The following is a 12,504-nucleotide window of genomic DNA, read 5'->3' as shown; positions in this document are numbered from 1 at the left end:
TATTCTCCTTTGTTATTTAGTAGTAAAGTATAACTCCCCTAAAATTTCCTTCTTTTGATAACTGTTTGTTGGAAGTTTTCCAGTAACAAAATCATTTATATCTGTTTTTTCGACATCATACATAACTTCGATTTCTTTTGAGAATAAAAGTTTTTCCTTTTCGAGTAAGCTAGAAAGGGATGGTTGTTGTTTTGGCTGAAGTTCTTCAATGGCTAGGACTTGTTTTAATCCACGAACATACTCCTCAAAAGAGCGCGCGCCAACTAGTTTTATCCCTTTATTATCCTCATTAATCATGATAATGGTTGGAAATCCTCTAACGCCTAAGTTTTTGGCTAGCTCAAAATCTTCACTTAATAATTTTTGTCCGTTAGGTTGTTCAGCTTCAGTTACAACGGTTTCTCCGTCAAGTCCAATAGAATTGACGATATTGATCATTACGGATTTATCTGCAATATTTTGATTAAATGCAAAAACTGCTTCTCTGGCACGCCGTAAAAATTCATTTGCAGATGTATCATTATGATTTTTTTGAATCACTTTAAATACACGGGAAGGGGGAAAAGATGATTGGATTGGATTATCATACCAAAGTGATCCATCAATTGGCATCCTCGAATATTCTCCGACTTCCCTCCAGTGACCTGCCACGTCTTGGGGTCTTGAGATCCCATTACCTGGATCAACTGGACCATCACCCCATTTCTCCAGTAGTCCTCCCATAACCGTATGAACATTAAAATAATCCCCATATTGCTCGGTGAAACGGCGAAGTACGGGTTCAATTGCCCAACAATGAGAGCAAATAGGGTCTGTTACATAATAAAGATCAATCACTTTCTTTGGTTGATTCAGGTCAATTAATTCCATCTTTTCCTCATTGACTTCCCCACACACACCTGTTTCTAAATCACATATCATCTTTTTGTTGCTCGTCAATTAAGTTTCCTCCTTTGCTGTAACTTATTCAATACGAAGTGTAGAACAGACTGTATAAGTCATACTCTATATTTCATTACCATAATTTTATACGGAAGCATCAAATTTGCTTATAATCTTATTTTAGTAAATAATGAGAACCGACAATACCAATAGTTCATTTGATTTGTTGTTTATACAACACATTCGTGAAATTGTTTAAAAAGTAGGGGTGACAACAAAATGACACAATCAAAGACGGACCCCCGGGTTCTTCGTACTCGTAAATTGATCATGGATTCTTTCATTGAACTGTCTAGTAAAAAGGAATTTAAGGACATTACCATTAAGGATATTACAACAGAAGCGATGATTAATCGTGCAACATTCTATTATCATTTTGAAGACATATATGATTTATTAGAAAAGGTACTATCAGAAGTATTATCGATTAATTTGAATGGTAATATTTTTGAGGAAAACGAATTAAATGAAGAATCGGTACGTAGTGTCTTCATAGCAATAACGGACTTTCAAAAATCTTTATCCTTCCGTTGTTATAGAGGATACGAAGAAACGATTGCCCGTATTATTAGAGAACAGCTCGAAATTATTTTTTACAATATGTTAGTAAGACAAAATAAGGATGAAGAGGATGAGACCTTAAAAATAACAGCTGTCATTTTGAGCTGGGGAATTTACGGTGCTTCTGTAGAATGGAGAAGAACTAACAAGAAGACACCTCCAGAAGAATTTATCAAGTCGGCAATTCCTTATATAATGTCTGGAGTTAATTTTGGTTCGGGAGCTTAGTTTTAAATACTAGTCCACAACTATTGTTAGTTCGTGAATCGTACTTTGTTCAGTGTTTTCAAAATAGTACTTGAATTTTAGGTTAGTGATTGATACTATTAGTAGCAAGTTGTTAATATAAAAAAATATAGCGATAAACTTCTTATCCAGAGTGGTAGAGGGACAGGCCCTATGAAACCCGGCAACCATCAGTCAAAGTGACTGAACGGTGCTAATTCCTGCAAAGGTGTTAACCTTTGAAAGATGAGAGGATTGTATGTAATGATACTAACCTCTCTTTAAATTAAAGAGGGGTTTTTTTAATGGATAGAAGGCTTATCGCTCAAAGGAGCGAACATAATGGAAAGAGCAGTGTTTGGTGCAAGTGAGTTTTTTAGTGAAGAGGCATTTGTTACCGTTTTTCGTGGTATTGAAAATGTTCAAATCAGACATTTAAAAGAGGCAAATATTGATATAGTAGATATTTTATTTGATCCCTGGAAAGTATCTTATAAGGAAGTAGTAGAATTATTTTTTGACTTACACGACCCCACTACGAAAGGAAGCCAACAAGTTAAAAATAAATCATTTATTTTCTTTTCTACTATTCATCAACTAACGGTAGCTAAACAAAAGAAAAACGAACTTAAACATCTAATTAAAGATGAAGTTATTACAGAAATTACTCCAGTAAGGCGATAACTTAATAGCTTGAATAGAAAATGGGCAAGGAAAATGGAAATAAATGGTTTACTACATTTGAGAACACTCCACACATGCACGATTTTATTTGATACAATTAGTTGTGAGGGGTTTCTTTATCACAAAGCTAATGTAAAAACGTTAAGGAAAGTATTGATTTAGTTTCACAGAGTCCGACTGGGTAAGATCAATAAGAACGGGCTGTCTACTATATGTTAAAGCTAAAAAAATTCTTTTTAACAAACAACCATTACAAGAAGAATAACCTTTTCCAAGTGAAAATAAATTATAGCTATGGTAAAAATGTGGGCGTCACACTTTTTACCAGCTTTTAAATAATTTAAAATTATCATATAATAGTAGATATGTTAATCTATAATTAAATGTATACACTATGATATTGTAATTGAGACAGAAAAGGTGTGTTCTAAGGTCGCGCTTAGTATGGTGTGACGCCTACATCTTTTCTGCAAATCTTAGGGGAAAAGGTTGGTAAAAATGAGCAATCGAGAAACTAAAACAGACATCATTTTAATTGGCTCCGGAATCATGAGTGCGACTTTAGGGACACTTTTGAAAGAGTTGGTACCGGAATGGAAAATTACAGTATTCGAGAAGCTTGAAAACGCAGGAGAGGAAAGTTCTAACGAGTGGAATAATGCAGGGACGGGGCATGCCGCGCTGTGTGAACTTAACTACACGGACGAAAAGCCGGATGGATCTGTAGATATTAGTAAAGCTATAAAAGTTAATGAACAGTTTCAGGTTTCAATGCAGTTTTGGTCTTACCTTGTAAAGAGTAATTTGTTACATAACCCACAGGACTTTATCATGCCATTGCCTCATATGAGTTTTGTACAGGGGGAGAAAAATGTCTCTTTTTTAAAGAAACGTTTTGAAGCGCTAACAAACAACCCTCTATTTAAAGGGATGGAATTTTCTGATAATCCAGAAAAGCTAAAGGAATGGGTCCCACTTATTATGCAGGATCGCCCAACAAGTGAACCTATAGCTGCAACAAAAATTGACTCTGGAACGGATGTCAATTTTGGCGCGTTAACGCGTATGTTGTTTGAACACTTAGAGAATAAAGGTGTTGAGATAAACTACAAACGTAGTGTGAATGATATTAAACGCACTAGCGATGGTATGTGGGAACTGAAAGTAAGGAATCTTGATAATGATACTGTTGAACGGCATGCTGCAAAATTCGTCTTTATCGGGGGCGGGGGAGGAAGCCTACATTTACTTCAAAAATCGGGTATTCCTGAAGGAAAACATATTGGAGGATTTCCGGTAAGTGGATTATTTATGGTTTGTAATAATCCGGATGTTGTAGCGCAGCATCACGCAAAAGTATATGGTAAAGCTAAAGTTGGTGCGCCTCCAATGTCTGTTCCACATCTTGATACACGATTTATTGACAATAAAGAATCATTGTTATTTGGTCCTTTTGCTGGTTTTACACCTAAGTTTTTAAAATACGGTTCAGTTTTTGATTTACTAACTTCTGTAAAACCTAATAATCTCTTAACTATGTTGGCGGCGGGTGCTAAAAACATTCCTTTGACAAAATACTTAATTGGTCAAGTTATGTTATCAAAAGAAAAGCGTATGGAAGAGTTACGTGAGTTTATTCCAAACGCTAAAAGCGAGGATTGGGATTTATTAGTTGCAGGACAACGTGTGCAAGTTATTAAAGATACTGAAGCAGGAAAAGGCACGCTTCAATTTGGTACGGAAGTTGTTACTGGTGCTGATGGTTCGATAGCAGCTTTATTAGGAGCTTCTCCAGGAGCTTCTACCGCCGTTCATGTCATGCTTGAAGTTATTTCAAAGTGCTTCCCTGAACGTATGGAAGAGTGGGAACCGAAAATTAAAGAAATGATTCCATCTTATGGCATGTCACTAATGGAAAATCCAGAGCTCCTGGACGAAGTTCATTCTTCAACAGCGCAGACGCTTGGATTTGAGGAAAATAGTAGGTCTTTAGGTGATTCTTTAAATGTAGAAACTAGGCTATTGAACGAAAAAATTTAGGCAACAATTTCTCATAAACAGACTGGGAAGTTTGTAAAAACAAAGAGAAAATAAAAATTTACCTAAAGAGGCAAGGACTTAAAATCCCACTATATCAGAAAAGCAAACTACTAAAAAGGTAGTTTGCTTTTTCTTTTAAACGATAAATTCAGATTTTTGTGTAGATGGTTTAATGTACTTTGTTAATAAGAAACGGGAGATTGGTCCGACAATTAGTAACTGTGATGGGAGCGCCACGATAAAGTTTAGACCAACTAATTTCAGGTACGCTATGAGAAGTGAACCTTTAACACCTGTCACAAACGCCGTTAAAATAAGTCCGTATGCTGACATAATTAGAACCATCATAGGGACCATACAAAAAGCAAACGCTAAAATAACGTTGATTTCTTTTGCCTTATCATAAGGAAGTGAGAATGCGAGCTTTCGCGCTTTTGGTTCAACTAATGATTCTACGATAAAAGCAACGATAAATGTTATGATAAATTGAATCATCATACTCCTGACTGTAAATGATGAAAAACCGTTCAAAGCTGTGTTGTAAACAGACATAATCAAAACCATTCCTAAACACATAAATAGTCCAAAAATAATGCCTTCTTTTTTATTAGTAGGCAAACAAAACATCCTTTCTTTTTTAGAGCATAAGGTTGATTATATCTGTCTGAAAATCTTTTCATAAGTGACGAATTTGTGAAGGTTTATTGCAAGTTTTAATTAAGCTTTGTTAACTCGTACTTTTTAAAAGATTCTTTTCCTCGTTCCGTTGCAAAGCTGTTAGATAAGTTAATCTGAAGTTTTTAACCAATTTTTAGTAATGTTAAAGTGGTTCGAGATACAATCATATAAAAGGACTTATTTAATCTCTCTTAAGCCTTTTCCTTCAAGAATTTCCTGAACTCCCTCTTCACAAACTCCGTAAGAACGCCAAGAACAAGTTTCACAGAGGATTTCAATATCCGAAGAGGTGACGTGTTCTTGGATACGTGATTCAATGTCCTTCCACTGCAAGAGTTGTCCAATCTTAAGTTCCATCTTCTCTAAAATAGCAGCATCTCTTTCGTAGATTATGCTGTGTTGGCAGTGGTGCTCACCTGAATGGGGGTACTTTTCACACAACTGATCAGGTCCCATTACAAGTTGAATCCACGTTTTGGGGTCATTTTTCAACGTTTGATGCAAGCGCGTCATATTTTCCACATATTCTTTAGAGTACCCCATTCCTCGGTAACCAAGAAGGCAAAACAGATGATGACCTCGCAAGTTAAACATTAAACGTCCTCCTAACTTTAGGTTTGAATGATTGTTAACATATTTTATTAATAAGTTAACATTTTAGTTTATTTTAACATCCCAAACAGATTATGTATTATTTTATTGGGAATTAATAAAAAATTAGCAGATAGGAAATTAGGGAATCATTAGCTAAAACCATACAGGTTCAAACTTTTGTAAAAGGAGAATGTAAATGGAAGAAAAGATTGGAAAGTGTACTAGTTGTGGCAGAACAATTTATTGTAGGGATGTGCCATTACCTGAGCATTTTAGTAAACAGTGAAAGTGAGTATCAAGTCGGTTATTCTATTTTCTGTCAATGCGTATATCCAATGAAAAGTATGGAAGGTTTCCCTTGGATTCAATATAGTAGATAGGTGGAAAAAACACTATAATTTATGCTATATGTTTGAATGTTTAATCAAATCATGGAATGAGAGAGGAGACAGCAATGATCGAAATTAGTTCTCACTCGGATGTTACATGCTTGAAAGGGTCGGTAACTTATCAAAACGTGCCAATGACAATATACTCTTTTCTTGTTGATCATATGCTTGTTGACACAGGTCCCGTTTCATTACTAGATAGCTTTACTCCTTTTTATCAGGAAGCAGATATTGATTTAGTGGCCTTAACCCATCACCATGAAGATCATACAGGGGGAGCGAAGTGGGTAGGTGAACATAAGAATGTCCCCATTTATGTTAATGAAAAATCAATTGATGAATGTTTGATTGGGAGTGAGTATCCAAAGTTTCGACAAGGATTTTGGGGATTACGAGAGGGGTTTCTCGCAAAACCTTTTGAACAAACGGTGATGTCAAGAAATCAGGTATGGGAAGTCATTGAAACTCCAGGACATGCTTATGATCATGTTGTTTTTTTTAATTCGAATACGGGGATATTGTTTTCGGGTGATCTTTTTGTAAGTCGCAAAGTAAAAGCTGTCTCTCACGATGAATCGATTCCTGAATTGATTTTATCCATTCGCAGAGTTCTTCAGCATGACTTCAACGAAATGTTCTGTTGTCATGCAGGTTATTTACCTGATGGAAAGCAGTTATTACAAGAGAAACTAGAATTTCTCGAGAATCTCCAGGGAGAGGTTAAATATTTGTATGAAAAAGGCTTGTCGGTAGAAGAAATTGATGCCAAATTATTTACGAATCCACCAGTTCTAATTAAGATATCAGATAATGAGTGGAACTCGGCCAATATTATCCAATCAATTATTAGAAAATAGAAAGATAGGCGAGATGATGCGTCGTTAATAGAGCCTAAAGGAGCGTTTCTGCCAAAAAGCAGAAACGCTTTTTCGCTGAAAAGACAAGCAGTTAGAGGGTAAGGAAACTCACTTTGCAATTTTTTACATTTTTTGTATGGTAAGATTAAGTGAGGTTATTTAATGTAAAGGAGAGTGGGGTATGGACAAAGTTAAAACTCATCCATTAATACAATTAACGTTAATACTGAGTTCCATCTCAATGGCAATGTATGCTTATAGAAACTATACGAATCAAGAAATCGCTTACGGAATCTTCTTTACATTCTTATTTGTTTTTTTATTCGGATTGGTGATTGGGGCTTTATTAGAAATAGAAAAATTGATTATGAAAGAAGAGACAGTAAGAGGATCTAATTTTTAGAAAAATTGTCTACCATTGAATTGCGACTTGAGGGCATGAGAAAACGCATTTAATTACGTTTTCTCATATTGATTGATTACTGTTTACCACTGTAACTCGAAGTTTCATTTAATGAGACAGCTAGCTTTCTTCGAGGTAAGGTCCAATTAAATTGAACAGAAAGCATTCGAAACGTAACAATTAAAATAAATAATAGTATGGTTCCAACAGTTCCTGTAATGATGTTTAGCCCAATTCCAAATCCAGCTAACATTGTCCAAGCTATATAAACTTCCTTTTGCAATACCAATGGTTTTCTTCCTGCTAAAAGGTCCCTTATCATACCTCCTCCGGTACCAGTCAAAGCGGCAGCTACAATAACAGCACTTAAAGGGTGTCCCATATCAGATGCGTACATGGCTCCTTGGATAGCAAATGCAGCTAAGCCTAAGGCGTCGAAAAATACCCCACATTTTTTCCAATGATTAAACCATAACTTTGGAAGAAAAAATGCTAATGTCATAACAATAATTGCAACGGTAAATAATGAGCCTTGCGCCCATAAACTTGAAACAGGAACTCCTATAAGAAGATTACGTATCGCTCCTCCTCCAAAGGCTGTAACTAAACCTAATATGTACACCCCCATCAAATCATAATCTTCTTCCATAGCTACGATAACTCCACTTAATGCAAAAGCAATCGTTCCAATAATATTAAGAATATCCCAAACCATACTATGTTCTCCTAACTGTGGTAATCTATAAAAATCAAGTTCTTAATGATAAAAGCTAATAATGTATATTGTGTTTTCTTTTCGTATTAAATGGGTTATTTTATCAACTCATCCTTTCTTTTTAAACTATTGAACACAAAAAGGACAGGGGAAAGATAAGACTTATCATCTTACCTTTCCCCTGTCCTTTTTACCTGAGAGATTCTCTACTTCTTAAATTCAGTAGAATTCCCCGTGGGTGGCTAATAGCTCTCTCCAGAGGAGCGTCCAATTGCAGTTCTTTTACCTGAGAGTTTATATCCCTAGGTTTTTTAGGGCCTTGCTCCTTCGGTGCCGTGCTAAAAACTCTACGGTCTCTCCTACAATCATCATCCGCCAATATGCATTTTATTTTGTACAGATAACATCATAACAAATTATCAAACTATCTTTCAATAATATTCAGAAAAAAGCTGTCTTATTACTTAATTTTATATAATTTAATGCCCTTTCTAAAGCCTTAAAGACTACTTTCTTATAAGTCTTTACTAGTAAGAGAGGGAGATTCCCCCAATTGCATTACCATTACTATGGTTAATAATAAGTCGATCTAAGGTAGCAAGCCAATTGTAATTTTAAAGCATCTTCATTATTACTTAAGTCAAGTTGGATTAATTCTTCAATTTTTTTAACACGTTGGTATAACGTATTAATATGGATATGAAGTTGTTCAGCTGTTTTAGCAGCAGATCGGTTGTTTTCAATGTATGTTAAAAGAGTCTTTTCTAATTCTTTGCTTTTTTCATTCTCGGACCATAGTGGTACAAAGACTTCATTGATAAATTGTTTCATTTCTTGAGAAGGTTGGTTGAGAAAAAGACGGTTTAATCCAATATCTTTGAAACTTATAATATCAGTCCGATTTCGAGCAGTTAGGTAAGAGATTGTCTTATTGGCTTCATCGTAACACTTACGAATCTTTTCAAGCCCTTGATAAGCGAAACTTACCCCACCTCGGAAATTCGATCCGTTGTTTTGTTCCCAATCCGTCTGTATTGAATGAAACTTATGCTGGATTTCCATAAAGTTATCACTGTGTTCACTTGTGAGAAGTAATATAATCTTATTGTGAAATCCATATATTAACTTTTCTAGAGAAGGTAGTTCCGTCTTTATCTTTACTACTAGTTGATGTATCTCAATCTCTAATAGTTGTAAATCAGAGTAGTTAGGTATCTCAAAAATAGTAACTAAGTAGTAAGAGGAGGGGTTTAACCCGATTTCTTGTGCTTGTTTTAAATATTGATCAGAATCTTGAGAGCTAAGAAGACCTTGGAATTGTTCGTGCATTTTTTGGTAAAAAATTTCCGTAATGGTTTGGGTTTTCATTAGTTCTAACGTTAAAACAGAGCTGCTTTGTTCAAGTGTCATTCGGTCATTGTTAGAAAGATTTTTCACGGCTATCATAAAACATCCAAGAAAGACGACTCCGTTATAAATAGGGTATAGATAATAGGTACCAACAGAATTGATAATTATATCCAAGTATAAAGGTTGGCGTTTTCTATTAGAGAATAGCATTTTAATTTCAAAGGTACTTATAGGAGCAGGGCTTCTTAAATCACTAGAGTGAAATTTATTTTCAAGCATACTAAAAAAAGAAAACGAAGGTTCGATCATTTGATTAATTTCATGAATGATGGTTTCTACGCCTTTGTTTTGGAGAGAAATGTTTATTAAAGCTTCATGGACCTCTTGTCTTTTTTGCAGTTGTGCATTTCTTTCTTTTAGTTGTTTACTTAACTCTTCACTTTCTAATAATCTTTTATTTGCCTCAATATAATATTGTGCATTTTGAATGGCAATTGCAGCCTGTACAGCAAACCCTTGCAACAATTTTAGGTCATATGCGACCCATACTTTCTTCTTGTACCGTTGATGGATAATCATCACACCAATTTTTTTGTGTTCGATAAATATAGGTACGCACATTGCCGCTTCAGGTTTCATGCCTGCAGAATTAATATGATAATAGTTTTCGGGTGAAATACTGTAAAGGTCCATTTCCTCATAAAGCTTTATCTTAGAATTGAATATTCTGCCATGCCCATCTTCAAATACTTTTCCAGTAATGGATTCCCCGACTTTTACTTTAAAGTTATAAATATTTTGATTAAATCCTACTGGAGCTTTAGGTAATAATCTATCGGTTTCTTGGTCATACAGGAGTAAATAACCAGCGTCTGCAGCCGGTATTACTTTAAGGGCATTACGGACGATCTGTTCAAGTACTTCATCAAGGTCGAGACTAGATGTTATCGAACGAATACTATCAACTAAATTGTTTAGTTCAATGTCTTTTTTTTGTATGGTTTCCTTTGTTTGAGAAAGGGCAAAAAAGTAATATAAATATTCAATTTCGTCTTTTGACAGATTTAGAGAATGGTGAAAAATACACACGTTAATTTGATTTCCTTCACTGTAGTAAAAATATAATAATATTTTACCTTGTTGTTTTTTTATGATAAATGGCAGGTCATTGTCAGAAACGTGGAACGATGGAGATAAACTTTCTTCATTTCCTTGATTATAAATTAAAACGGTTGTATTTTTGTGAAAGTTATAACTCCACACTTGAAATGGAGTCTGTTTTAACTTTCTTTTTAAAAATAAGAGACTAAAATCAACTTCGTACACTTTAGGTTCCACTCCTTCTCTGAATGTAAAAATATATATATAATATTCGTTCTTTATGTAAAAAACTACATTGTAAATCCTTAATGTTAAGTGTAAAATAAAATCCACAGAATGAAAAGACGGAAAATTCAAAAAGTAGGAGGGGGATTGAATAAATTTTCTTTTTAATAAACAAATACTATAAAAGGAAGTAGGGATGAAAAATGGAGCAAGTGATGCAGGTAGCAAATAGTTTCCCGATTTGGATTTTGGCCTCACTCATCGTTTTCGTTGTTATGTTTCAAGCCATTACATTTATTAGACTGGCCACAAAAACGAGTTCCTCTATAGGAATGACTCCTGCAGAGGTGAAAATAGCGATTAGAACAGGAGCAATTAGTTCTTTAGGGCCTTCTTTAGCCATCATATTTGTCGCTATATCCCTCATTACGCTAATTGGTGATCCTGTTACGTTAATTCGGATTGGAATTATTGGATCAGCGGCAATTGAAACAGTAGGTGCGAGTATTGGTTCACAAGCAGCTGGTGCTGATTTAGGTGCTGCTAATTATACTGCACAGGCTTTCACAGCTGCCGTATGGGTCATGTGCCTTGGAGGAATGGGTTGGCTATTATTTACCGCAATTTTCACTAAGTCGTTAGGGAAAATTCAAGATAAAGCTGTTGGCAAAAGCAAAAATGTAAACGCTTTAAATTCTATTGCGTTTGCAGCCATGATAGGGGCCTTTAGTTACCTTGGTGGAGCAGAGATGGTGAAAGGTGTGGCTGAAACGATTGTATTAATTGTTGGATTTATTTGCATGCCGATCATTATGACTATCTCAAATAAATATAAACTTAATTGGTTAAAAGAATGGTCGCTCGGGCTAGTTATACTTATTGGGGTAATGGTGGGTTACATCTTATCTTAACATAGGAGGCGAGAAAAAAGATGTCAATGAACAATGAAGTAAGAAACGTAAATGTTAGTGAAAGTAATGGGATAGAAAATTCAAGTTTTGATTTCAATAGTTTTCAAGAGAGATCTCATTTTTGGGGAAGGCTAACACTTTGGTCAGTTATCATTTTAACATTAATGGTACCCCTTTATCTTTCATTTGTTCTAGGCTTTCATCCTGGCTGGACGGTCATTATTTCTGGCTTCTTAGCTTATGCATCTATTATTATGTTTGTATGGGTCATTGAACCAATCAGTTATTATCCTGTTTTAGGTGTTTCGGGAACCTATCTTGCTTTCTTAACTGGAAATATAGGAAATATGTGTCTCCCTTGTGCGTCGATGGCTCAAAGTGCTGTTGGAGCTCAACCTGGAACTAAGAAAGGGGAGCTTACTTCTACTTTAGCTATAGCAACTGCTTCATTGGTTAATATGTCCATTCTGATTTTTGTTATATTAGGTGGTTCCTATTTAATCTCATTAATGCCGGGTTCTGTAGTAGAGGCCTTTCGCTTTGTTCTTCCTGCTATATTTGGGGGCGCAATTGCACAATTTGCAATTAAAAAGCCGTCTTGGGGAGTAGTTGGGATAGCCTTTGGGTTATTTGTGAACCTCGGTCCTGTACCTCGTCCATTACAGACGTTCTTGTGTATCCTAGGAACAGTAGTGGTTTGCATGCTTTTAGCCAAATTAAAAAAACAGAAGGAAGCAGAATAAAAGGATTCGGTGACTTAAAAAGATTTCTAGATTGTCACACAACGGCGAGAAACTACAATTTTAAAAAATTACTATTTTGATAGGGT

At 35.2% G+C, this 12,504-nt stretch carries 12 protein-coding genes and 3 riboswitches; of the genes, 7 read left to right on the top strand and 5 right to left on the bottom strand.

Annotated elements, in window-relative coordinates; all coding sequences use genetic code 11:
• Positions 1-12: 12 nt before the first annotated feature.
• Entirely contained in the window at positions 13-921 is a 909-nt protein-coding gene (locus AC1FXZ_RS09050; RefSeq protein ID WP_480053083.1) for a DsbA family oxidoreductase, read from the bottom strand.
• Positions 922-1,161: 240 nt separating this feature from the next.
• Between AC1FXZ_RS09050 and AC1FXZ_RS09045 the strand changes: the two genes are divergently transcribed.
• The 3 genes from AC1FXZ_RS09045 to AC1FXZ_RS09035 all read left to right on the top strand — a co-directional run bounded on the left by AC1FXZ_RS09045 (position 1,162) and on the right by AC1FXZ_RS09035 (position 4,452).
• A complete protein-coding gene (locus AC1FXZ_RS09045; protein ID WP_480052738.1) occupies positions 1,162-1,731 on the top strand; it encodes a TetR/AcrR family transcriptional regulator in 570 nt (189 codons plus the stop codon).
• 139 nt (positions 1,732-1,870) lie between these two features.
• Positions 1,871-1,981: riboswitch (SAM riboswitch) on the top strand.
• A gap of 89 nt (positions 1,982-2,070) precedes the next feature.
• Positions 2,071-2,412, top strand: a complete 342-nt coding sequence (locus tag AC1FXZ_RS09040; RefSeq protein ID WP_480052736.1) for a peptide-methionine (S)-S-oxide reductase — start codon at positions 2,071-2,073, stop codon at positions 2,410-2,412.
• 498 nt (positions 2,413-2,910) lie between these two features.
• A complete protein-coding gene (locus tag AC1FXZ_RS09035) occupies positions 2,911-4,452 on the top strand; it encodes a malate:quinone oxidoreductase (RefSeq protein WP_480052734.1) in 1,542 nt (513 codons plus the stop codon).
• Positions 4,453-4,587: 135 nt separating this feature from the next.
• Here the strand turns inward: AC1FXZ_RS09035 and AC1FXZ_RS09030 are convergent, their stop codons facing one another.
• A complete protein-coding gene (locus AC1FXZ_RS09030) occupies positions 4,588-5,070 on the bottom strand; it encodes a DUF2798 domain-containing protein (RefSeq protein WP_480052732.1) in 483 nt (160 codons plus the stop codon).
• 237 nt (positions 5,071-5,307) lie between these two features.
• Entirely contained in the window at positions 5,308-5,724 is a 417-nt protein-coding gene (locus AC1FXZ_RS09025) for a DUF1284 domain-containing protein (protein ID WP_480052730.1), read from the bottom strand.
• 454 nt (positions 5,725-6,178) lie between these two features.
• Here AC1FXZ_RS09025 and AC1FXZ_RS09020 point away from each other — a divergent pair, with 454 nt between their 5' ends.
• Positions 6,179-6,970 carry an MBL fold metallo-hydrolase gene (locus AC1FXZ_RS09020; protein ID WP_480052728.1) on the top strand — a complete coding sequence of 264 codons (792 nt, stop codon included), beginning with the start codon at positions 6,179-6,181 and terminating at the stop codon, positions 6,968-6,970.
• A 181-nt stretch (positions 6,971-7,151) separates the two neighbouring features.
• The gene (locus tag AC1FXZ_RS09015; RefSeq protein ID WP_480052726.1) at positions 7,152-7,373 is read left to right on the top strand and encodes a hypothetical protein; all 222 of its coding nucleotides are present in this window, start codon (positions 7,152-7,154) and stop codon (positions 7,371-7,373) included.
• 76 nt (positions 7,374-7,449) lie between these two features.
• Here AC1FXZ_RS09015 and AC1FXZ_RS09010 read toward each other — a convergent pair whose 3' ends face one another.
• Both AC1FXZ_RS09010 and AC1FXZ_RS09005 read right to left on the bottom strand, forming a co-directional pair.
• On the bottom strand, positions 7,450-8,088 hold the full coding sequence (locus tag AC1FXZ_RS09010) for a trimeric intracellular cation channel family protein (protein WP_480052724.1): 639 nt from the start codon (positions 8,086-8,088) through the stop codon (positions 7,450-7,452).
• A 177-nt stretch (positions 8,089-8,265) separates the two neighbouring features.
• A riboswitch (glycine riboswitch) is annotated at positions 8,266-8,351 on the bottom strand.
• Position 8,352: 1 nt separating this feature from the next.
• A riboswitch (glycine riboswitch) is annotated at positions 8,353-8,460 on the bottom strand.
• A 201-nt stretch (positions 8,461-8,661) separates the two neighbouring features.
• A complete protein-coding gene (locus tag AC1FXZ_RS09005; RefSeq protein WP_480052722.1) occupies positions 8,662-10,764 on the bottom strand; it encodes a helix-turn-helix domain-containing protein in 2,103 nt (700 codons plus the stop codon).
• A 203-nt stretch (positions 10,765-10,967) separates the two neighbouring features.
• On the opposite strand from AC1FXZ_RS09005, the gene AC1FXZ_RS09000 reads away from it, so the two are divergent.
• Complete coding sequence (locus AC1FXZ_RS09000; protein ID WP_480052720.1) at positions 10,968-11,675, top strand: DUF5058 family protein; 708 nt, start codon at positions 10,968-10,970, stop codon at positions 11,673-11,675.
• A 20-nt stretch (positions 11,676-11,695) separates the two neighbouring features.
• Positions 11,696-12,418, top strand: coding sequence for a small-conductance mechanosensitive channel (locus AC1FXZ_RS08995; protein ID WP_480052718.1), 723 nt, complete (start codon positions 11,696-11,698; stop codon positions 12,416-12,418).
• Positions 12,419-12,504 lie beyond the last annotated feature (86 nt).

It is taken from the genome of Halalkalibacter sp. HAAS-P014 (assembly GCF_056619965.1).
This window is presented reverse-complemented; position numbering and strand designations above follow the sequence as displayed.